General features: G+C 69.0%; 26 protein-coding genes. 20 read left to right on the forward strand and 6 right to left on the reverse strand.

Going from position 1 to position 21,115, the window contains the following annotated elements; translation table 11 throughout:
* Positions 1–7: 7 nt before the first annotated feature.
* The 4 genes from FGL25_RS04940 to FGL25_RS04955 form a co-directional block, all read right to left on the reverse strand.
* Entirely contained in the window at positions 8–928 is a 921-nt protein-coding gene (locus FGL25_RS04940) for a cobalamin biosynthesis protein CbiG (RefSeq protein ID WP_076224834.1), read from the reverse strand.
* 75 nt (positions 929–1,003) lie between these two features.
* On the reverse strand, positions 1,004–1,546 hold the full coding sequence (locus FGL25_RS04945) for a hypothetical protein (protein ID WP_003165546.1): 543 nt from the start codon (positions 1,544–1,546) through the stop codon (positions 1,004–1,006).
* Between the two features lie 3 nt (positions 1,547–1,549).
* Positions 1,550–2,335 carry an exodeoxyribonuclease III gene (gene xth, locus FGL25_RS04950; protein WP_128720324.1) on the reverse strand — a complete coding sequence of 262 codons (786 nt, stop codon included), beginning with the start codon at positions 2,333–2,335 and terminating at the stop codon, positions 1,550–1,552.
* Between the two features lie 107 nt (positions 2,336–2,442).
* Positions 2,443–3,372: a hypothetical protein gene (locus FGL25_RS04955; RefSeq protein WP_138141111.1), complete on the reverse strand. Its 930-nt coding sequence runs from the start codon at positions 3,370–3,372 to the stop codon at positions 2,443–2,445.
* Between the two features lie 112 nt (positions 3,373–3,484).
* On the opposite strand from FGL25_RS04955, the gene FGL25_RS17785 reads away from it, so the two are divergent.
* The 6 genes from FGL25_RS17785 to FGL25_RS04985 are packed head-to-tail and all read left to right on the forward strand — an operon-like array spanning position 3,485 to position 8,377.
* On the forward strand, positions 3,485–4,558 hold the full coding sequence (locus FGL25_RS17785; RefSeq protein ID WP_167493287.1) for an MBL fold metallo-hydrolase: 1,074 nt from the start codon (positions 3,485–3,487) through the stop codon (positions 4,556–4,558).
* Positions 4,555–5,328: an enoyl-CoA hydratase gene (locus FGL25_RS04965; RefSeq protein WP_138141113.1), complete on the forward strand. Its 774-nt coding sequence runs from the start codon at positions 4,555–4,557 to the stop codon at positions 5,326–5,328. The genes FGL25_RS17785 and FGL25_RS04965 overlap by 4 nt, the downstream gene beginning before the upstream one ends.
* Before the next feature lie 51 nt (positions 5,329–5,379).
* Complete coding sequence (locus FGL25_RS04970; protein ID WP_088409966.1) at positions 5,380–5,892, forward strand: GNAT family N-acetyltransferase; 513 nt, start codon at positions 5,380–5,382, stop codon at positions 5,890–5,892.
* A 48-nt stretch (positions 5,893–5,940) separates the two neighbouring features.
* On the forward strand, positions 5,941–6,501 hold the full coding sequence (locus tag FGL25_RS04975; RefSeq protein ID WP_181409306.1) for a DUF1285 domain-containing protein: 561 nt from the start codon (positions 5,941–5,943) through the stop codon (positions 6,499–6,501).
* Entirely contained in the window at positions 6,498–7,172 is a 675-nt protein-coding gene (locus tag FGL25_RS04980; RefSeq protein ID WP_046651949.1) for a CoA pyrophosphatase, read from the forward strand. The genes FGL25_RS04975 and FGL25_RS04980 overlap by 4 nt, the downstream gene beginning before the upstream one ends.
* Positions 7,169–8,377 carry a CCA tRNA nucleotidyltransferase gene (locus FGL25_RS04985; protein ID WP_138141114.1) on the forward strand — a complete coding sequence of 403 codons (1,209 nt, stop codon included), beginning with the start codon at positions 7,169–7,171 and terminating at the stop codon, positions 8,375–8,377. The genes FGL25_RS04980 and FGL25_RS04985 overlap by 4 nt, the downstream gene beginning before the upstream one ends.
* Here FGL25_RS04985 and FGL25_RS04990 read toward each other — a convergent pair.
* On the reverse strand, positions 8,358–9,305 hold the full coding sequence (locus FGL25_RS04990) for an endonuclease/exonuclease/phosphatase family protein (RefSeq protein ID WP_138141115.1): 948 nt from the start codon (positions 9,303–9,305) through the stop codon (positions 8,358–8,360). The two genes, FGL25_RS04985 and FGL25_RS04990, sit on opposite strands and share 20 nt — an antisense overlap.
* A 225-nt stretch (positions 9,306–9,530) precedes the next feature.
* On the opposite strand from FGL25_RS04990, the gene FGL25_RS17790 reads away from it, so the two are divergent.
* The 14 genes from FGL25_RS17790 (at position 9,531) to ssb (ending at position 20,470) form a co-directional block, all read left to right on the forward strand.
* Positions 9,531–11,009 (forward strand): DUF2793 domain-containing protein, encoded by a 1,479-nt coding sequence (locus tag FGL25_RS17790; RefSeq protein WP_138141116.1) that lies wholly within the window; start codon positions 9,531–9,533, stop codon positions 11,007–11,009.
* Between the two features lie 5 nt (positions 11,010–11,014).
* Positions 11,015–11,200, forward strand: a complete 186-nt coding sequence (locus tag FGL25_RS05000) for a hypothetical protein (protein WP_003165535.1) — start codon at positions 11,015–11,017, stop codon at positions 11,198–11,200.
* Complete coding sequence (locus tag FGL25_RS05005) at positions 11,197–11,469, forward strand: hypothetical protein (RefSeq protein WP_003165534.1); 273 nt, start codon at positions 11,197–11,199, stop codon at positions 11,467–11,469. Before FGL25_RS05000 ends, FGL25_RS05005 begins: the two co-directional genes overlap by 4 nt.
* Positions 11,466–11,849 (forward strand): M15 family metallopeptidase, encoded by a 384-nt coding sequence (locus tag FGL25_RS05010; protein ID WP_138141117.1) that lies wholly within the window; start codon positions 11,466–11,468, stop codon positions 11,847–11,849. Before FGL25_RS05005 ends, FGL25_RS05010 begins: the two co-directional genes overlap by 4 nt.
* Positions 11,846–12,268: a hypothetical protein gene (locus FGL25_RS05015; RefSeq protein WP_138141118.1), complete on the forward strand. Its 423-nt coding sequence runs from the start codon at positions 11,846–11,848 to the stop codon at positions 12,266–12,268. The genes FGL25_RS05010 and FGL25_RS05015 overlap by 4 nt, the downstream gene beginning before the upstream one ends.
* 28 nt (positions 12,269–12,296) lie before the next feature.
* Positions 12,297–12,479, forward strand: a complete 183-nt coding sequence (locus FGL25_RS05020; RefSeq protein ID WP_138141119.1) for a hypothetical protein — start codon at positions 12,297–12,299, stop codon at positions 12,477–12,479.
* Positions 12,480–12,688: 209 nt separating this feature from the next.
* On the forward strand, positions 12,689–13,495 hold the full coding sequence (locus FGL25_RS05025; protein WP_003165530.1) for a flagellin: 807 nt from the start codon (positions 12,689–12,691) through the stop codon (positions 13,493–13,495).
* A gap of 111 nt (positions 13,496–13,606) precedes the next feature.
* Positions 13,607–14,410 (forward strand): flagellin, encoded by an 804-nt coding sequence (locus FGL25_RS05030; RefSeq protein ID WP_046654631.1) that lies wholly within the window; start codon positions 13,607–13,609, stop codon positions 14,408–14,410.
* 91 nt (positions 14,411–14,501) lie between these two features.
* Complete coding sequence (locus tag FGL25_RS05035) at positions 14,502–14,783, forward strand: flagellar protein FlaG (protein ID WP_138141120.1); 282 nt, start codon at positions 14,502–14,504, stop codon at positions 14,781–14,783.
* Between the two features lie 135 nt (positions 14,784–14,918).
* Complete coding sequence (locus tag FGL25_RS05040; RefSeq protein WP_003165527.1) at positions 14,919–15,743, forward strand: flagellin; 825 nt, start codon at positions 14,919–14,921, stop codon at positions 15,741–15,743.
* Positions 15,744–15,990: 247 nt separating this feature from the next.
* The gene (locus FGL25_RS05045; RefSeq protein ID WP_138141121.1) at positions 15,991–18,708 is read left to right on the forward strand and encodes a transcriptional regulator; all 2,718 of its coding nucleotides are present in this window, start codon (positions 15,991–15,993) and stop codon (positions 18,706–18,708) included.
* Between the two features lie 79 nt (positions 18,709–18,787).
* On the forward strand, positions 18,788–19,456 hold the full coding sequence (locus FGL25_RS05050) for a hypothetical protein (RefSeq protein WP_046654628.1): 669 nt from the start codon (positions 18,788–18,790) through the stop codon (positions 19,454–19,456).
* Positions 19,453–19,881, forward strand: a complete 429-nt coding sequence (locus FGL25_RS05055) for a hypothetical protein (RefSeq protein WP_003165523.1) — start codon at positions 19,453–19,455, stop codon at positions 19,879–19,881. The genes FGL25_RS05050 and FGL25_RS05055 overlap by 4 nt, the downstream gene beginning before the upstream one ends.
* A gap of 88 nt (positions 19,882–19,969) precedes the next feature.
* On the forward strand, positions 19,970–20,470 hold the full coding sequence (ssb, locus tag FGL25_RS05060; protein ID WP_003165522.1) for a single-stranded DNA-binding protein: 501 nt from the start codon (positions 19,970–19,972) through the stop codon (positions 20,468–20,470).
* Between the two features lie 64 nt (positions 20,471–20,534).
* Here the strand turns inward: ssb and FGL25_RS05065 are convergent, their stop codons facing one another.
* Positions 20,535–21,101 carry a nucleoside 2-deoxyribosyltransferase domain-containing protein gene (locus tag FGL25_RS05065; RefSeq protein WP_128720311.1) on the reverse strand — a complete coding sequence of 189 codons (567 nt, stop codon included), beginning with the start codon at positions 21,099–21,101 and terminating at the stop codon, positions 20,535–20,537.
* Positions 21,102–21,115 lie beyond the last annotated feature (14 nt).

Below are 21,115 nucleotides of genomic sequence, written 5' to 3' on the forward strand. Positions count from 1 at the left end.
GGAAGATTTAGACACCTAGGATCCAGCCTTCTTCACCCTCGACCTGGGCGATCAGGGCTTCGTCTGCGCTGGCGGGCGGGGCGAAGGCTTTCTGCAGGTCGCCGGCGTCGTCCATGCGGGCGAAGGCTTCGGCGGCGGCGCGGACCTGGGCCTGGGTCTTGTATTCCTTGACGCCTTCGGCGTTCACGCCGCGCTTGGCCTCGAACATCAGGGGCCAGACTTCGACGACGACGGCCGACAGGGGCTCGATGTCGGCCTCGGTCAGTTCGCGCCAGCCGGTGCCGAAGGGCCAGACGGCGGCCGAGGCGCCTAGCGCATCCAGCAGGCGGCGCAGCATGGGCACGCCGACCAGGGTCAGGCCGCCGATCGCGCCCGCGCCGTGCATCTGCCAGACGCTCTTGGGGGGCAGCTTGTCCTTGCGCGCGGCCAGTTCGGTGGCGCGGAACTCGGGAATGTCGGCGCCGGCGCCTTCGGGCGGCTTGGTCGTGGTCAGCCAGCGTTGAGCCTGGCTGGCGGGCGCGCCCCAGAAGGGCCAGGGCTCGTCCGTCATCAGGCGGTTCATCTTGGCCGCGACCTGATAGCGGTTGTTCGTATTGTCGGCTTTGTCGACGATGTTGGCGGCCAGGAACTTGCCCATGGCGTCCCACGGGCGGCCGTCCAGCTTCAGCCGCGCAGCCGTTCCGGTCGGGAAGCCGAAATCGAAGTCGAAGCCCACCAGCACGCGGTCGCCGCGCTTGCGGTGCTCGGTCAGCAGGTCGGCGATCAGCTTCTCGCCCTCGGCGCGCGTGGCGACGTTGTGCGTCTCGGCGTACAGGCGGAAGCGCACGTCGCGCTTGGCGACGCCGACCCACAGGGTCTGCTCGCCCAGCTTCTTGCCCTCGGCGGCGGTCCAGTTGGCGATGATGTAGGCGTCGAAAAGGCGGGCCACGGGGGCTCCTGAAGAAAGAAGCGAAGAACAGGAACGGGGGCTTCTAGCCGCCCTGACTCAAGCCGTGAAGGGCGATCAGCGTTGCATCAAGGCTTCGACGTGCGACAACCAGCGGCGCCCCAGTCGCAGGCCCTCGCCGGGAGAGCGGGTTCCGGTGGCGGTCTCGGCCTCGGAGGCGGGGGCGGTGCGCGAGCCGCTCCACAGGGCCAGCTCGAACTCGGCGTTGTGCGGATCGCTGAAGATCAAGCGCAGCACGACCAGTTCGGCGTCGGGCGCGTCGAGGTCGATCTCCTTGCGGTGCTGGCCGCGTAGGACGCGGGCGACGACGTGGCCGTCGACGATGATCTCGGCCCCCAGCACTTCTTCGAAGGCGTAGACGAGGCCCATCGCGCCGCGATTCCACAGGACCGCCAACTGGCCGCCTTCAAGGTCCAGTCCGGCGGCGCGGCCTTCATGGGCGGACAGGGCCAGGGTGTCGGCCGGGGCACCCAGCGCCTTCTTCATCGCCCGCCGCAGTCGCCGCTCGGACTCCATCCACCAGGAAAACAGCAAGACGCCGGTGGTCAGGAAGGCGGCGATCAGGGCGATCAGCAGAATGGCCCTGAACGTCTCGCCCATGGATCAGGCCTCCAGGTCCAGATCGACCACGACGGGAACGTGATCGCTCGGCTTTTCCATGTCGCGGGCCTCGCGGTGCGTCTCGATGGCGCGGAAGCGATCGGCGGCGTGGGGCGACAGCAGGGCGAAGTCGATGCGGATGCCGTGGTTCCTCTGCCAGGCCCCCGCCTGATAGTCCCAGAAGGTGAAGGTTCCGGCGGGTTCGCGGCCCAGTTCGTGGGAATCGGCCAGGCCCAGCCATTTCAGCGCGCGGAAGGCCTCGCGGCTTTCCGGCTGGAACAGGGCGTCTTCGGCCCAGGCGGCGGGGTTCTTGGCGTCCTCAGCCTCGGGGATGACGTTGTAGTCGCCGCACAGGGCCAGCGGCTCTTCCAGAGCCAGCAGTTCGCGGGCGTGGTTCTGAAGCCGTTGGAACCAGGCCAGCTTATAGGCGAATTTTTCCGTGCCGAGCGGATTGCCGTTGGGCAGGTAGATGGAGGCGACCCGGATCGGGCGGGGCGCCTCGATCAGGGCCTCCAGATAGCGGGCCTGTTCGTCGCGGTCGTCGCCGGGCAGGCCGCGCCGCACGTCCGACAGCGGGTATTTCGACAGCAGGGCGACGCCGTTGTAGCTCTTCTGGCCGTGCGTCTCGACGTTGTAGCCGAGGTCTTCGAAGGCCTCGCGCGGGAACTTCTCGTCCATGCACTTGATCTCCTGGAAGCAGGCGACGTCGGGATTGGCGGCCTGAATCCACTCCAGCACCGTGGGCAGGCGGGCGTTGACCGAGTTCACGTTCCAGGTGGCGATGCGCATGGGACGCAAGGCTAAGGTGAGCCGCTGCGTTCGGGAAGAGGGGCGGGCAAAACAAAGACGCCGCCGGATCGCTCCGGCGGCGTCTGATTTTCAGCCTGAAATGAGGATCAGCTGTTCGGCGCGGCGGCCGGAGCCGTGGTCGTCAGCTTGCAGCCGCCGCCGATCTGCTGGGCGGTGGCGCAGGGGTAGACCTGCTGCACGGCCTTGGCCGTGTCGAAGCGGACGATGACGCCGTCTGCGCCGTTGCAGGCGGCTTCATAGAAGGAGCCGTTGGCGTTCTTGCCCATGTAGCGGGCCTGGCTGATGTCGCAGGCGGCGGCTTCGGAACCGGCCAGCCAGCCCTTCAGCGTGGCGACCTGTTCGGCCGGCGTGGTGAAGCGGCACGAGGCGTTGGCCGAGACCAGCTCCATGCAGGATGCAACTTCCCAACCCGAGGCGGCCTTGTTGATCTGGGCGCCCTCGACGCCGGCGCAGCCGATTTCATAGACAATGGCGCCGCCGGGCTTGGCGCCGATGATGGCGCCTTGGTCGACGGTGCAGGGCAGGCCGGCCTCCTTGGCGAAGGCGGTGAAGACGGCCATGGCGTTGTCGTTGGCGGGCAGGGAGCACTGCGAGCCGACGTCGGCGTTGGGATCGCGAGCGCGCGCCTGTTCAGCCGAAGAGGCCAGCACCATGCAGTCGGTGGCTTGCGGCGGCGTCGAGGTCAGCAGCAGGTAGCCGGGGCCGGTCGCGCAGGCGACTTCATACAGCGACTCTTTGTTCGCTGATTGGCCCAGCAGTTTGGACTCGGTGATCTGGCAGTTGGTGTTGGTCGCGGTCAGCACGCCCTGGGCGGCGGCCTGGATTTCCTCGGCGCTGGGCGGCTGAGGCGGGCGGGGCTGACGTTGACGACCACGCGAGGCGCGGCCTCCGTTGCTCTCGGTCACCTGAGGCCCGTCGGGGTTTTGCGACGTGCGCTGGGCGAAAGAAGGGGTGGCGAGACCGGAGATGAGGACCGCCGCGCTCAGGGCGACGAAGGTGCGGGCATTGCGAGACACGGGGACGCTCCAAATGAACAGAGCGCTATCCCTGACCGCGCGGGCGACCTCGGTCAAGAATGGACGCCGTCGAAAAGCCGCTCTAAAAGGACGGTTGCAATTGGAGACGGACTTGGCTGACGGCGACACTCTGACAAGTTCCCGGACGGAACGCGGGCTGCATTATCCGTTTGAGGCAGCGCCTGCGGCGGGCGAAGCCATAGCGGTTGCGCCCGGCGTGCTGTGGTTGCGGCTGCCCCTGCCGATGGCGCTGAACCACATCAACCTCTACGCCATCGAAGACGGCGAGGGCTGGGCCGTCGTCGACGCCGGACTGGCGACGGATGTATCGCGCGAAGGCTGGACCAAGGCGCTGGCGGGCGTGCTGGGCGGGCGGCCGGTCACGCGCGTCATCTGCACCCATATGCACCCGGATCACATCGGCCTGGCGGGCTGGTTGTGCGAGCGGTTCGGCGCGCCGCTGCTGATGTCGCGGACAGAGTATGTGACGGCGCGGATGTTGATCGGCGATGACCCTTTGGGGCCGCCGGCGGCGGCCGAGGCCTTCTATCGTGCGGCGGGCTGGTCGGATGAGCAACTGGCGCGCTGGCGCGACGGCTACGGCGGCTTCGGCCGCATGGTTCAGGATTTTCCGCGCGACTATCGTCGGGTGCAGGACGGCGATGTCCTGAGCGTCGGCGGCGATGACTGGCGCGTGGTGGTCGGCGAGGGGCACAGCCCCGAACACGTCTGTCTGTGGCGCGAGAAGGACGGCGTCTTCATCGCGGGCGATCAGATCTTGCCGCGCATTTCCTCTAACATCTCGATCTGGCCGACGGAGCCGCAGGCCGATCCGCTGGGCGACTGGCTGCGGTCGCTGGCGGCGCTGAAGGAACGGCTGCCGGGCGATTTGCTGGTGCTGCCGTCGCACGGGGAGCCGTTCTACGGCGTGACCTTGCGGCTGGAGGCGCTGATGCGCGGGCATGAGGTGGCGCTGAAACGGCTGGAGAAGACGCTGCGCACGCCGTGCCGCGCCGTGGACGTGTTCGGCGCCCTGTTCGCGCGGCCGGTCGGCGACGCCGTGCTGGGCATGGCGACCGGCGAGGCGCTGGCGCACCTCAACTATCTTGAACGCCAGGGACGGGGCCGCCGCGTGCGGGACGAAGGCGGCGTCGACTGGTGGAGCCTTTTGGAGACAGGCCAATGAGCGAACATATCCGGACTCATCTGGAAGGCGGCGTCCTGACGGTCGTCTTCGACCGCGCGGACAAGAAGAACGCGATCACCCAGGCCATGTATGCGGCCCTGGCCGACGCGACGGAGCAGGCGAAGGCCGACGACGCCGTGCGGGTCATCCTGTTCCGCAGCGAGGGGGATTCCTTCTCGGCGGGCAATGACATCGCCGACTTCATCGCCCTGGGACAGACGCCCGGCGACCTGGTCGAGATGGGGGTGTTCCGCTTTCTGAAGGCGCTGGCGGACCTGGACAAGCCCGCCGTCGCGGCGGTGCGCGGCCGGGCGGTGGGCATCGGGCTGACGCTGCTGCTGCACTGCGACATGGTGGTGGTGGCCGAGGACGCCCTGCTGTCCGTGCCCTTCGTCAATCTGGCGCTGGCGCCGGAGGCGGCGTCGTCGCTGCTGCTGCCGCGCGTTCTCGGCCATCAGCGGGCGTTTGAGCTGTTCGCCCTGGGCGAGGCGATCGACGGCAGGACGGCCCTGGCCTGGGGCCTGGCCAACCGCGCGGTTCCGGCCGATCAGGTCGAGGCGACGGCGGTGGATCTGGCGGCCAAGCTGGCGGCGCGCGCGCCCAACTCCATCCGCAAGACCAAGGCCCTGATGCGCGACGCCGAGGCACTGTGGGCCGTGATGCAGTTGGAAGCCCAGGCCTTCGGCGCGCAGATGCGCAGCCCTGAGGCGATGGAGGCTTTCATGGCCTTCAGCCAGAAGCGGGCGCCGGACTTTTCCAAACTGGGCTGATGTCGCGAAATCGCGATTGATTCGAGGGGCGAGGGGGACTACGGGCCGCGCATGAACGCCGCGCCTGCCTCCGCCCCTGAAAACGACCCGCATTTCGTACGCGGAATCGTGCGTGAAACGCTCGAGGACGCCGCCGCGATCGACGCCCTGGTCATCGCCGCCTTCGGCCCCGGTCGCTTCGCCAAGACGGCCGAGCGTCTGCGCGAGCGGTCGCCGCTGGCGGCTGGGTTCTGCCTGTATGAAGGCGAGCGTCTGATCGGGTCGGTGCGGCTGTGGTCGATCCTGACGGGCGAGGCGCGGTCGGTCTTTCTGGGCCCCATCGCCGTGGACAGGGCCAGCCGCAGCACCGGCTTGGGCGGCGAACTGGTGCGGGCCTGTATCGCAGAGGCGAAGGCGCTGGGGCTGGACGGCGTCCTGCTGGTCGGCGATCCGCCCTATTTCTCGCGTTTCGGGTTCGTGCCTGCGCCGGACGCCGTCCTGCCGGGGCCGGTGGATCAGCGCCGGGTGATGTGGCTGCCCTTCACCGCAGCGGCGCCGGTCGGAGCGGTTCGCCCCGACGTCTGAGCCGGACGCGGCCTTCCTTTGCGAGGCGACGCATCCCATAGTTTGCCTATGACGAACCCACCGACATCCTCGGGTCTGACAGGCGTGGCCGAGGCTGCGCGGCAGGCGCCGGGGCGTGGCCTGCCGCCCGTTCATCTGTGGCGCCCCGAACATTGCGGCGAGATCGACATCCTGATCCGCGCCGACGGGGTGTGGATGCATGAAGGCTCGCCCATCGGGCGGGCGGAGCTGGTGCGGCTGTTCTCGACGGTGCTGAGGAAAGACCCGGACGGCTATCATCTGGTCACGCCGGTCGAGAAGCTGAAGATCACGGTCGAGGATCTGCCGTTCCGCGCCGTGGCGGTGCGTGCGGAGGACGACGCCCTGGTCTTCATTACGGATCAGGGCGATGAAGCTGTCGCCGGGCCTGACCACGCCATCGTCGTCGAGACGGACCCGGCGACTGGCGAGCCTGCACCGCGCGTCCATGTGCGGGGTGATCTGTGGGCGCGGATCGCGCGGCCGGTCTTCTATGAGCTGGTCGAACGGGCGCAGGAGGCGGACGGGCGGCTGGCCGTGCGTTCGGGCGGTGTGATGTACCCGCTGGGGCCGGAAGGAGCGGGGCTTTGACCTGTTCCGGCTTGAAGACGCGGCTTCAACAGAGGCTGGACCCTGTGTCCGCATGGTCGCCGGAGCGTGTGGCGGTGCGGTCCGACTATGACCTGAACCCCGACTACAGTCGCCCGAAGGCCAAGTTGAGACCCGCGGCGGTGCTGATCCCCATCATCGCGCGTGAGGATGGGCCCAGCGTCCTTTTGACCCGCCGATCCGACAGTCTGGCCAGCCATACGGGGCAGATCGCCTTTGCGGGCGGGCGGCTTGATCCCGGCGAGACGGCGCTGGACGCGGCCCTGCGCGAGGCGTGGGAGGAGATCGCGCTGGACCCCGCCGTGGTCGAGCCGCTGGGGCTGGGCGACCCTTATGAGACGGGCACCGGCTTTTTGGTGACGCCGGTGGTGGGCTGGCTGACGGCGCCGCCGGTCGTCACCGCCTCGCCCGCCGAGGTGGCCGAGGTGTTCGAGGCGCCGTGGGACTTCCTGATGGACCCGGTGAACCATCGCCGGGACTATTATGATCAGGAGAACGGGCCGCGCCGCTGGTTCTGGGCCATGCCCTATCGCGAGCGCTACATCTGGGGCGCGACGGCCGGCATTCTGAAGGGGCTGTTCAACCGGCTGTACGGCGAAGAGGCTGCGCCGCAGCAGGCCGCCGAGGCTGACGCCAGCGAGCGCGTGGGATGAGCCGCGTCCTTGAGGGACAGGACTGGTTGACGGCCGACGCCACCCGCGCGGTGATGGCGGCGCTGGCGGCGGCGGGCGGGGCGGACTGCGCCCGCTTCGTCGGCGGCTGCGTGCGCAACGCTGTGCTGGGCGCGCCGATCGACGACGTAGACGTCGCCACTGTCCTGACGCCCGAGGCGGTGGTGCAGGCGCTGAAGGCGGCGGGCCTGAAGAGCGTGCCGACCGGCATGGAGCACGGCACGGTGACGGCCATATCGGAACGCCAGCCGTTCGAGATCACCACCTTGCGTCGGGATGTGTCGACCGACGGGCGGCGCGCCACGGTCGCCTTCACCGACGACTGGGCCGAGGATGCGGCGCGGCGGGATTTCCGTCTGAACGCGCTCTATGCCGATGCGGACGGGCTGATCCTCGATCCGACGGGCGCGGGGTATGAGGACGCCCTGGCCGGACGGATCGTCTTCGTCGGCGAGCCGGAACAGCGCATTCGCGAGGACTATCTGCGCATCCTGCGTTTCTATCGTTTCTTCGCCTGGTATGGGCGCGGCGCGCCGGATGCGGCGGCGGTGTCGGCCTGCGCGGCTCTGGCCGAGGGCGTGGAGCAACTATCGGCCGAGCGGGTGTCGAAGGAGCTGCTCAAGTTGCTGGCCGCGCCTGATCCGCGCGCGGCGGTGCGGTTGATGGATCAGGCGGGCGTGTTGGGGCGGGTGGCGCCGCAGCCGGAAAGTCTGACGCTGTTCGAGGCGATGGTCGGGGTCAGCGCGGACCCGGTGCTGCGCCTGTCGGCGTTGTTGCCGGATGAAGCGGAGGCCGTGCGCGCAGCGGCGCTGAAGCTTCGGCTTTCGAACGCCCAGCGGGACCGACTGGTCGAGGCCGTCGCCGAACGGATCGACCCGGCGATGAGCGAGGCCGAGACGCGCGCCGCTATCTGGCGCGCCGGGCGTCAGGCGGTGGAGGACCGGCTTTATCGCGCCTGGGCGTCGGGCGCGGACGCCGGGGTGGTGCAGCGTCTGCTGGCGCTGGCGACGGCTTGGACGCCGCCGAAACTGCCGGTCGGAGGCAAGGATCTGGCGCGGCTGGGTTTACAGCCGGGCCCGGAGACGGGGCGGCTGCTCAAGGCCTTTGAAGACGGCTGGATCGCCGACGACTTCCCCGACCACGGGCACGAGGCGCGGCTGAAGGCCCTTATGGCTCGGCCCGGCTGAGGCGCACGATCACCGGGCGGTGGTCCGATCCCGTCTTCTGACCCAGCCGTCGCTCGACCAGCGCCAGATCGGGCGAGCGCCAGACGTGGTCGATGGTGATGCCGAGGAAGGCGGGCAGGGCCGAGGGCCAGGTGCCGGGCCGCGCGGGGGCTGGGATCAGGCCCGTCTCGGCCTTGATCTGACGGCCGATGCGGCCGCTGGAGACGCTGTTGAAATCGCCCGCCACGACGACCGGACCCTCCAGCCCGGCGCGCAGTCCGGCCAGCCGCTGCGCCTGGCTGATCTGGCCGTAGGGGTGCTGGAAGGGCCAGGGCCGCGTCATATGGACGGCGATCAGGCTGACCGGCCCCAGCGACGTCTCGGCCTGGGCGACCAGGGCGGCCAGGCCCTGACCGTCGGCGTCGCGCACTTGATGGAGAGGCAGGCGCGAGGCGATCACCGAACGGGCGGCTCCGCTGGGCCGGTCCTTGCGCGGGGTGCTGACCCGGTGCGGGTAGGCGCGCAGGATCGTGTCCAGTTGCGCGGCCGGGGCGTCGCCCAACTCGATCAGCATGACCACATCGGCGTCGGCTTGTTCGATGGAGCGGGCGATGGCCGCCACGTCCTGATTTCGGGCCCACAGGTTTGCGGAATAGATGGTCAGGGTTTCCGGTCCGGCGGCGCGGCCTTTCTCAGGCGTCCACTGGGGCCAGACGGCCAGAAGCAGCAGCCCCGCCACGCCCGCGCCCAGCGCCGCCATGTCCCACAGACGAAGCAGCAGGAAGAGGCCGCACAGCACGACGGTCGCGACCAGGGCGGGCGCGGTGAACTGGGTCAGTAGGTCGGGCAGGCGGTGGCCGATGCGGCTGAGGGCCGAGACGGCGACGAGGCCGGAGGGCGCCAGCAGGGCCAGGGCGGCCAGCCGCATCAGGGCCTGGGTCAGGGTCATGCTGCGACCTTTGGTGAAAATGGGCGGAAGCGTCGGTTAGCGCGCCGGCGCCGGGCCTGTCGAGCGTGGCCTCATGCGGCCGAATGCGCTGGCGCGGCGCGTGTCGATAGCGCGTTCGACGCCGCCAATCCCTGAAAATTCCCGGCTTTGGCGCAGGTTGGAGCGGATCGGCGCGCCGGGGCCCGGCGCCTGAGCAGACTGCGGTCTCAACCTTTGGAGACCGCCATGAGCGATGACGCCAGCGCGCGACTGGGCCTGCCTTATCTGGCGGCCGGACAGCTGCAGAAACACGTGACCCTGAACGAGGCCTTGACCCGTCTGGACGCCCTGATCCAGACGGCGGCGGTCAGTCGCACCACGACAGTACAGCCTGCCGACCCGGCCGAGGGCGCGCTCTATATCCTGCCGGAGGCGGCGACGGGCGCGGACTGGGCGACGCATCCGGCGGGCAGCCTGCTGCGACATGAGCGGGGCGACTGGCTGCCGGTTCCGGCGCCGAACGGCCTGTTGGCCGTGGTGCTGGATAGCGAGGAGATGCTGGTCCGCCGCGAAGGCGTCTGGACGCCCCTGTCCTTCGGCCTGCCGGAGGAGATCCAGCAGATCACCCGCCTGGGCGTGAACGCCACGGCGGACGCGACGAACGTCGTCGCCGTGCGGGCCAACAAGGCGCTGTGGACCGCGCTGGAGAGCGAGAGCGGCGGCGACGGCGATCTGCGTTTCACCTTCAACAAACAGGCGGCGGGCGACGTCCTGTCCCTGCTGTTCCAGAGCGGCTGGGGCGGGCGGGCCGAGCTGGGTCTGGTCGGCGACGACGACCTGCGGCTGAAAGTCAGTCCCGACGGCGGGGCCTGGCATGAGGCGCTGAGGGTCGACCGCAGCACGGGCCGCGCCTGGTTCGGCCAGGGCGCGACGCGGCGCGAGACGACGGTATTGACGACCTCTGGAAGCTGGACGCCGCCGTCGTGGGCGCGCTGGGTCGAGGCGGTCTGCGTCGGCGCAGGCGGCGGGGGCGGGGCCGGTCTGGCGGGAGCCTCCGGCACGGCTCGGCATGGCGGCGGCGGCGGCGGCGGCGGTGGCGTGATGTCGGCGTGCTGGCCTGCCGTGAATCTGTCGGCGGGGCTGAACATTACTGTGGGCGCGGGCGGCGCAGGCGGCGCCGCATCAGGCGCGGCGGGCGGTCAGGGCGCGGCCAGCCTGGTGAAGACCGGCGCTCAAATCCTGCTGACCGGGGAGGGCGGGCGCGGCGGCGCGGGCGGATCTGCGGCGTCGGGAGCCGGCGGCGCCGGAGGCGGCGGCCTGCCGCCTTCCAACGCAGGCGGGGCCTCTTCCGTTTCGACGGCCGGGGGCGCCGGGCAGGCGGCGGCGCGGCCCGATGGGCCTGGCGCGGGCGGCGCGGGCGGCGGCCTCAGCACGGCCAATGCGGCGCAGACGTCCGGCGCAGGCGGCGACGGCGCCATGCTGCTTCTGAAGGCGGCGGGCGGAACGACGGAGGGGGCGGCCGGGCAAACGGCGCCCTGGCTTGATTTGCACTGGGCCGGAGGCGGCGGCGCGGGCGGCGGCGCCAGGACGTCCGGGGCCGGTCAGGCAGGCGGCGCGGGCGGACTTCATGGCGGCGGCGGCGGCGGCGGCGGCGCGGGCGTGACGGCGGCGGGCGCAGGCGGCGCAGGCGCGGCCGGCGTGGTCTGGCTGACGGCGGTGGGGTGAGCGCCATGATCCGACGCCTGCATCGCATCATCGACGCCGAGGACGCCCTGTCGCTCGGCGAACTGGAGCCGCTGTTGGACGAGGAGGCCTGGGCCGCGCCCGATCGCCTCTCGGCCGACGACTGTTTCGACCACCTGGGCGGCGACTGGCGAAGCTCGGCCGCGCCTCATGACCCGGAGGATGGGCAATGACGTCTGAGCATCACGACAAACCGGCCGCGCGTCCGCAGGAGCTGGCCGAGGGCCGCTGGCTGTGGCGGCGTCTCTATGTCTATGCCGCCAGCCTGGCGCTGTGGCTGCTGTTGCGGCTGGCGGTGACGCGGGCGGCGGCGAACGACCTGCCGCGCATCGCCGAGGGGCTGATGGGGCTGATGGCCCTGATGCTGCTGCTCTATCTGGTGGCGCCCAGCGCCCAGCAGATCGTCAATCTGGCGCGACTGCGCGCGGGCGGGAAGCCATGAGCTTTCGTCTGTCGCAACGCTCGCGCGAGCGGTTGAAGGGCGTCCATCCCGATCTGGTCGCCGTGGTCGAGGGGGCCATCCTGCTGACGCCGGTGGACTTCATGGTCACGGAGGGGCTGCGGACGCCTGCGCGTCAGGCGGAGCTGGTCCGGGCCGGGGCCAGCCGGACGTTGAACTCGCGGCACCTGACCGGCCATGCGGTCGACGTGGCCGCCTGGGTCGACGGCGGGGTGCGCTGGGACTGGCCGCTGTATCCGCGCATCGCCGGGGCGTTCAAGGAAGCGGCTGCGGCTGCGAGCGCGCCCCTGATCTGGGGCGGAGACTGGCCGCGCCTGCGTGACGGACCGCATTTCGAACTGGATCGGAGGGCCTATCCATGATGGGCCGTTTCCTGCGGATTCTGACGCCGCTCGGCTGGTGGGCGACGATGCTGGCGACGGGCGTGTTGTTGCTGATCGTCGGGCGGGGGTTGGGCTTGCGCTGGGATCCGCTGCACCTCCAGGCGCGTCGGCTGGAGGCGGCCCAGCAACGCCTCGATCGGGCGCAGACCGAGGCGTCCGCCCGAAGTCTGGAGGCCGCCGCACGCGCTCGCCAGCTCGAGGATCTCGACGCCTTTCACCGCAACGCCCAGGCCGTGACGCAGGCGACCGTCGCGGCTGAAACCCGAGCGAGGACCGCTGATGATGCTGATACGCCCCTGGACCCTGATCGCGCTCGGCGTCTGCGCGATCACGACCGCGAACTGTGCCGCCTCGCGCCCGTCGTCGCCGGTTGCGCCGCCCCGGCTGATCCTGGCTGAGGCGGCGACGCGGCCCTGTGAACTGGCCATGCTGCCCGAGCGCCCGACGGCGGCGGATCTGGAGGCGGCCTATGTGCGGCGCGGCGCGCAGGTGGCGGCGTGCGACGCCGCCAGGCGCCTGGCTGTGGAGACGCTGAAGGCCGAACGCGATTTGATCGACGCCTGGGCGCAGGGGCGAAAGGGAGCTGGGCCGATATTGCCGGGTGGCTAGGCAAAAAACGCCGAGCTGCCGGGTGAATGGGCAAATATTGCCGGGCTCGGCGGCGTGGTTGCCAAAATCTAACGCTGAAAAATCAAGGCTGTGCGTTCGAGATGGGGCTGGCCTCGCCTGGCCCGCTCCTTGCGGTCATGGCCTGCGAGCAGAAAGCTCCCGGCAGCCAAAACGGCGTCGGACATCGTCGAAGACAAAGGACAGCCAAAATGGCTAACAGCATCAACACCAATGCTGGCGCTCTCATCGCCCTGCAGAATCTGAACGCGACGAATCGTGACCTGAACGTCGCGCAAAACCGCGTGAACACGGGTCTGAAGGTCTCCACGGCCAAGGACAACGGCGCGATCTTCGCCATCGCCACCGCACAGCGCGCTGAAATGGGCGCTCTGGACTCGGTGAAGCAGTCCATCCAGCGCGGTCAATCGATCGTCGACGTGGCCCTGGCCGCCGGCGAGACCATCACCAAGGCCCTGGAAGAACAAAAGAGCCTGGCGGTCGCCATCGCCTCTTCGACCGGCGCGGCTCAAACGGCCTACCTGGCCGACTACAACGCCCTGGGCGGTGAAATCACCAAGGCCCTGGCCGGCGCGACCTTCGACGGCGTGAACCTGTTCTCCAACACCACGCAGCAGTCGGTTCTGACCAGCACCTCGGGCGCGACCCAGAACATCGGCACGGGCGCGGCGATCACCGTCGCCACCACGGCTACGCTGACGGCTCCGGCCGACGCCACGGCCGCGCAAGCCGCGATCACGGCCGTCGACACCGCCATCAGCGGCTTCACCGCCGAACTCGGCAAGCTGGGCACCCAGTCGAAGTCGATGGAGCGTCAACTGACCTTCGTCAGCAAGATGCAGGACTCGCTTGAAGTCGGCATCGGCAACCTGGTCGACGCCGACCTTGCCAAGGAAAGCGCCCGCCTGACGGCTCTGCAGACCAAGCAGCAGCTGGGCGTGCAGGCGCTGTCGATCGCGAACCAGTCCAGCTCGATCCTGCTGGGCCTGTTCCGCTAACGCTGAAGGCGGCGGTTGAAGCCGCCGCCTGACCACCTCTCGCTACCGAGCAGAATGCTCACCGACGCCAAAAAGGCGTCGGCCATCGTCTGAAGACAAAGGACAGCCAAAATGGCTAACAGCATCAACACCAATGCGGGCGCGCTCATCGCCCTGCAAAACCTGAACGCGACGAACCGCGACCTCAACGTCACGCAAAACCGCGTCAACACCGGCCTGAAGGTCTCTACGGCCAAGGACAACGGCGCGATCTTCGCCATCGCCACGTCGCAGCGCGCTGAAATGGGCGCTCTGGACTCGGTGAAGCAGTCGATCCAGCGCGGTCAGTCGATCGTCGACGTGGCTCTGGCCGCGGGCGAGATCGTCACCAAGGCTCTGGAAGAACAGAAGGGTCTGGCGGTCGCCATCGCTTCGTCGACCGGCGACGCCCAAACGGCCTATCTGGCTGACTTCAACGCCCTGGGCAATGAAATCACCAAGGCTCTGGGCGGCGCCAGCTTCGACGGCGTGAACCTGTTCAAGGCCAACGCCGCGGCTGTCGACGTCCGCACCGGCACGGGCGCGGGCGACACCTTCACCGTGAAGGCGATCGCCGGCGCTGACACCGCCGTGGCCACCGCCGGCGGCGCGGCGACCGTGGCCACCGCCACGACCGCTGCGGTCGAGGGCGCCATCACGGCCTTCACCGCCGTGTTGGGCGACCTGGGCACCAAGTCCAAGTCGATGGATCGCCAGCTGACCTTCGTCAGCAAGATGCAGGACTCGCTTGAAGTCGGCATCGGCAACCTGGTCGACGCCGACCTGGCCAAGGAAAGCGCCCGCCTGACGGCTCTGCAGACCAAGCAGCAGCTGGGCGTGCAGGCGCTGTCGATCGCGAACCAGTCCAGCTCGATCCTGCTGGGTCTGTTCCGCTAATCCGACGCGGTTAGGGAAGGGGCGGGCCGCTGGGTTCGCCCCTTTCTCGCGTCGTTGAGACGGGAGGCGCGGCAGGTCCGCGCAGAGGGATATGGCTGACAATGTCGCAGGAGTTTCCAGCGTAACCTATCTGGACCGCGAGCCGCAGGGCGCCGTGCTCGAGGCGAAACCCGCTGTTCAGGCGTCGCAGGGCGCAGCCGATGACGCCGGCCGCTACCGGCTGACGATCGAGCGCGAGTCGACGGGCTATGTCTACAAGACCCTGGATCGCGTGACGGGAGAGGTGATCCGCCAGTTTCCCCGCGAGGAAGTGCTGAAACTGCGCCAGAGCCCAGCCTACGACGTCGGGAAGATCATCAAGACCGAAGCCTGATCCGCGCGTCCCAAGCAATGAAACGCCCCTCGGCATGGCCGGGCGGCGTTAACAGGCGTTGCGACGGCGTTAACCATACGCTCAGGAATCAGCGTCATTAATGCTCGCCAGAATCGGATCTGAGGCGAGAAAGCCATGAGCAACAGCGTAATCACCAATGCGTCGGCGCTTGTCGCGCTTCAGAACCTGAACGCCACCAACTCCAAGCTGGCGGCGACTCAGAGCCGGGTGAACACGGGCCTGAAGGTGCAGGGCGCCAAGGACAACGCCGCGACCTGGGCCATCGCCCAGAACCAGCGCGCCGACATGAGCGCGCTCGAATCGGTCAAGACCAGCCTCAACCGCGCCACCTCCTTGGCGGACGTCGCCCTGGCCGCAGGGCAGCAGATTTCCGATATCCTGGTCGAGTTGCGCCAGAAGGCGACCGCCGCGGCCGATCCTTCGGCGTCGGCGGCGACGCGCAAGGCCTATGACGATGAGTTTCAGGCTCTGCTGACATCGCTGGGATCGTTTGCGGCCAACGCTTCTTTTGACGGCGAGAACATTCTCGACGGCAGCTCGACCACGGCGCTGGATTTCCTCGCCAACGCCGACGCCTCTGAAACGATTTCGATGAATCGTCAGAATCTGACTCTGGCCGGGCTCTCGTTGACCGGGCTGGATCTGACGACCGAAACCAATGCAACCGCTGGCCTGACGGCCATCGAGGCGGCCTTGACCGACGCCAACGCCAAGCTCGCCGAACTGGGCGCTCAATCCAAGCAGATCGAGAAGCACACCCAGTTCGTCACCAAGCTGATGGACTCGCTGGAAGTCGGCGTCGGCAACCTGGTCGATGCGGACATGGCGCGTGAAAGCGCGCGACTGCAGGCTCTGCAGGTTCAGCAGCAACTGGGCGCTCAGGCGCTGTCGATCGCCAACCAGGCGCCGCAGATCATCCTGTCGCTGTTCAAGGGCTGATCGCGGCCTAGCCCAGCCGTCGCTGCGCGCCGTGTCCTAGCGACAAGGGGGGCGGCCGACGGCGGGTCGGTCGAGGGATCAGGCCGTAGAGGCTCATCAGCCTCATCAATATCCAGCGCACGCGTGACATGGGCAGTCTCACCTCGGCTGTGGCGAGGCGAAAAACGGCGGTGTTCGGCGCGCGGTTCCTGGCGACTGTTAAACAGTTCGTTACCGTGGCGGGCGATGCTGACGGGCGGAGGTTTGCTTGGCGGCCATCAACAACAGTTATCTGCTGGGTCTTTTCGGCGCCGGAGCGGGTCTCGGCGGCCTGCCTTCTGCCGCGCCTGCGGCCAAGCCCAAGACCCAGCCGACGGCGCCCTGGAGCCTGGACGCCAAGGAGAAGCCGAGCCAATCGGAGCTGCTGCGCTCGGCGCTGAGCGGACGCAAGCTCGTCAACGAAGAAAACGCGGTGCTCGACGTCAAGGGCGCCTCTTCGAGCGACTATCGCAAGATATTCGCCCTGTATCAGGGGCTGACGATGCTGGAGGCCCTGACCACGCGGGCGGGCGAGCGCAACGTGGGACGACTGGAGTCCGATCAGTTGTCTCGGCGCTTCACCTCGGGCATGGCGGAAGTGACGGACTTTCTGGCCTCGGCCCAGTTCGACGGCGTGCGGATCGTTCAGGGCGTTTCGGCTTCGCAGAGCCAGTCGACGGCGGCCGTGGCCCGCGACAGCTCCAAATATCTGACCGGCCCGATTCATGACGGCGCCCTGACCGACGAGGTCGCCGCCTTCCAGGGCGATGTGCGTTTCGGCGTGACGGCGAAGACGATCGCGGGCAGTCAGACGGTCGCCATCGACCTGGCCGAGATGGGGTCGACGCCGCGCACGATGGATGCGGTGCTGGAGCACATCAACGGCAAGCTGGAGGCGGCGGGCGTGCAGACCCGCATTCACCGCCAGATGATCGAGGCCGAGCCGCGGACCGTGAAGGTCGGCGACAAGACCATCACCTTGCCCGCCGGGCCGACGCGCTGGGGACTGACGGTCAGCGGAACCTCGGCGGAGACGATCAGCTTCGTTCCCGCAGAGGCGCGGGATTCGATCCAGGTGGTGCAGGGCGTCGGGACCAAGGGCGGTCACGAAGTGCTGAAGTTCGACCCGGACGGCAATCCGGTCGCCGGCGCGGGCGGCGAGAGCTTCTGGGTCGAGGGCCGCAGCGGCGTCTCCAACCTGCCGGACGGCGTAGAGACGGTGCGCGCCAGCGCTGCGGGGCCGGACGGCTCCATGTGGATCGTGGCCGACGTCAGCGCCGGCTCTTCCACGCAGCCGATCAAGGGCCAGGCCGACGTCGTCCTGATGAAGCTGGATTCGGCGGGCAATGTGGTGGTCAGCCGGGCTTTGGGCGCGGCCTCCAAGGCCAGCGGCTACGCCATCGCCGTGGATGCGGACGGACGGGTGGCGGTCGCCGGCTCAGTGGTCGGCGCCTTGGTTCCTGGCGAGGCCGGAGCTTCGGCCACGACGGCGGACAGCTTCGTCACCGTTTTCGACGCCGACGGCCGCGAGCAGTGGACCCAGAGGCGCGGCGCCAGGGCCGAGGATGAGGCCACGGCCGTCTCCTTCGGCGCGGACGGCCGGGTCTATGTGGCGGGACGGGCCAAGTCGGCCATGCCGGGCGCGCTGGCCGTGGGCGGCTGGGACGGCTACGTCCAGGCCTTCAGCGAAAGCCAGATCCACAGCCTGGCGCCGATCAAGGCGACCGCGACGGGCGCGGCCCAGTTCGGCACGGCGGGAGACGACAACGTCCAGGCCATGACCGTCGACGGCGACAATCTCTATACGGCGGGGGTCGAGAACGGCGCCTTCGTGCTGCGTCACTTCCGCGTCGGTCCGACCGGGGCGCCGGAGTTGCTGAGCGTGCGGAACCTCGGCGCGTCCTCGGGCGGCGAGATCGCCGGTCTGGCGGTGGCGAACGGGCGGCTGATCGTGTCGGGGGCGACGGGCAACGGCGCCCTGAACGCGGGTCAGGTCGCCAACGCCCACGCGGGCGGGCAGGACGCCTTCGTCGCCAGCTTGTCCACGGACCTGACCGCCTCGGGCGCCGATCGGCTGACCTATTACGGCGGCGAGGGCGACGACACGGCCGCCGACGTCAAGGTGCACGACGGCAAGGTCTGGCTCACGGGCGTTTCGGACCGCCCTGTCGGCGCCAAGAAGGACGACCCCACGCGCGGTTATCTGGCGCGGCTGGACGCTCAGACCGGCCAGGTGGAATGGAGCCAGAGCTGGACGGCGGCCGAAGGACAGGCCAAGCCGCTGGCCCTGACGGTTTCGTCCGGAGGCGCCAGCGTTCTGGACCGGCTGGGCCTGCCGCAGGGCGAGATCGATCAGAGCGATTCCAAGGCCCTGGTCGACGCCACCGCCGTGCGCGCCGGCGACCGCTTCTATGTGCAGAATCCCGCGACTGGGCGGCAGACGGCCGTGACCATCGAGGCGAAGGACACGCTACAGTCCCTGGCGCGCAAGATCGAACTGGCCTCGGGCCGCCATCTCAAGGTCACGATCAAGACGGACCGGGACTATCTGACGGGCATGGACGGCGACACGCGCGTGACCAGCGGCGGCGTCCAGCGTCTGTCGATCACCAGCGCCGACGGGCGGGCCGGCGCCGTGCTGATCCCCGGCGAAGGGGGGCGCGACGCCCTGGCGGGGCTGGGCCTGACGCCCGGCTTCATCGGCAAGTCGGCGGACGACAAGAAGAAGACCTTCGGGGTCAACCTGTCGCCGTTGCTCAACCTGTCCGGCGCCGAGGCCATCGCCAAGTCCAAGGATCAGGTGCAACTGGCGATCAAGGCCATGCGCGACGCCTATCGCGCCCTGTCGCCCGAAGCGTCCAAGCCGCCGGTCACGGGGCAGGCGCCGGCCTATCTGCAGGCTCAACTGGCCAACTATCAGGCTGCACTGGCGCGACTCACAGGCTAAGCCGGGGTGAACGGCGCTTTCGGTTGACGGCCGTGGGGCGGACGGGGTTAGTGGGGCCTTCGTTAGCGTTGAGAGCTGCATGGCCCTTTCCAAAGACAATCGCACGGTCCTGATCGTCGGCGCCGGCCTGGCCGTCGTCGGCGCGGTGGCGGCCGCCCTGGTGTTCAGCGGCGGGCGCGACGGACCTGTCGAGGCGCCGCCGGCGTCCAAGGGCGGACTGACCATCGATGTCGCCGAAGCCCCGACCCTGGAGCCGACGCGCGAACTGCGTTGCTTCGTCAACGGACAGTTCGTCGGCCTGGCCACCCTGGCCGATTGCGCCCAGAAGAACGGCGTGGCCACCAGCGCCCTGGATGTCGGCCTGGATTCGACCGGCTCCCTGGTCGCGGCGCCGACCGCCTCCTTCGCGCCCCCGCCTGAAGCGCCCGTCGTGACGATGGCCGACGCCGCGCCTGTGGGGCAGCCCAGCGCCGCCGACGCCGCACGCCCTGCGGCCGCCGCATCGGGCACGGCCTGTCTGCGCCACACGGGCTCTGAATGGCGGCAGGTGTCGGGCAATATGAGCCTGGGCGCCTGCGTTCAGGCCCTCTACGCCGGAACCTGCGTGCGACCGGGCGACGCCCAGTACGGCCGCTGGGGCGACACCACCCTGCGTCTGGTGCCGCGCCGCGTCGAGCAGTCCAGCGACAACAACCGCTTCCGCACCCTGGCCCAGCAGGACCGCAACTGTCAGTTCCCGGAGCTGTGACGAAGGTGCGTGTTCTGACCTCTGGATTGGCCGTCGTGCTCGGCTCGGCCGCCCTGGCGGCCTGCGGCGCGCCTCAGCTCAAGGCGCCGACCGACAAGGGCGTCTGCTATCACGTCGGCGAACTGGCCAGCGACGCGCCCCGCTTCAACGTGGTGGCGCGCGATCAGCCGCAGATCGAGTTCTGCGCCGCGCGACTGGAAGAGATGCGCCTGAAATTCCTGAGCTTGGGCGGCAGCAACAATGAGATGGTCGGCGCCTATCAGGGCCAGTTCATCTTCATCGACCGCACGGGCGTCAAATTCAGCAAGAGCCTGGACGGCGCGCGGTTCTTCGCCCTGGCGCGGACCGGCGACGGCCGTCTGGCCATTCCGGGGGCCATCCAGCGCCGGATCGACGGGCGCCCCGTGGCGGTGGCGCCCAACTAACCCACCCTGAATGGGGTGAACAAAACTAGAACATCTCGTCCGTTTCGGTTAAGGAGCGGACGACAAGACGAATAAAAGGACATCGGTCATGGCGGGCAGCGTCAACAAGGTCATTCTGGTCGGCAACCTGGGTCGCGACCCGGAAATCCGCTCGCTGAACAACGGCGATCGCGTCGCCAACCTGCGTATCGCCACCTCGGAAACCTGGCGCGACAAGGCCACGGGCGAGCGCAAGGAAAAGACCGAGTGGCACTCGGTCGTCATCTTCAACGACAACATCGTCAAGGTGGCCGAGAACTATTTGAAGAAGGGCTCGACCGTTTACGTCGAAGGCTCGCTGCAGACCCGCAAATGGACCGATCAGCAGGGCGTCGAGAAGTACTCGACCGAGATCGTCATTCAGCGTTTCAACGGCCAGCTGACCATGCTGGGCGGCCGCGGCGACAGCCAGGGCGGCGGCGGTGATCGCGGCGGCTACGGCGGCGGCGGTCGCGACGACGACTATTCCTCGGGCTTCTCGACGGGCGGCGCCAACAAGCCCTCGGGTCCGAAGGAAAGCTACGACCTGAACGACGACATTCCGTTCTAAGGTTCGTTCAGCGGAATATGAAGGCCGCGCCTCTGCTGGGGGCGCGGCCTTTTTCAATGAAGGATCAGGGCACGAAGCGGCCCTTCTCGGCGGCTTCGGTCAGGGCCTGGCGGACGGCGGCGGTCAGTTCGTTCATGGTCTGGACCTGACGCACGCCATAGGCGCGGGCGGTGATGTCGACGTTGCCCTTGCGCCAGAAGCCCTCGGGGGCCAGCACGATCAGCTTTCCGCCGCGCGCGTGCAGGCCCATTTCCAGCAGGCTGATCGGGCTTTGCGTGCCGGGCGCGAAATACATGACGATGACGTCGGCGCTTTCCAGGGCGGCCAGCTCCCACTCGACCTGACGGCGGAACTCGGGCTCGTCCGCCTCGGGGCGCCAGGCGGGGTTCCAGTCGGGGCGGCGGGGGTTCAGCACGGTGACGTCCATGTCGCCCAGAGCCTGCGTCAGCGCCGCCTGCCAGTCCGGCGCGCCGCTCATGTCGATGCTGCCGCCCAGGAAGACGCGCGGCCGAGCGTCGTCGATCGGCAGAGGCTGGGGCGAGACGACGACCGTCGGCTCGGCTACGGCGGGCGCGGCGGCGACGCAGGCGGTCAGGACGGCGAGGGCGGACAGCAGCGCAGAGGTCTTCATCGCGTCTCTATAGC

Origin of the sequence: Brevundimonas vancanneytii, from assembly GCF_901421975.1 — a bacterium.
GTDB classification, from domain to species: domain Bacteria; phylum Pseudomonadota; class Alphaproteobacteria; order Caulobacterales; family Caulobacteraceae; genus Brevundimonas; species Brevundimonas diminuta.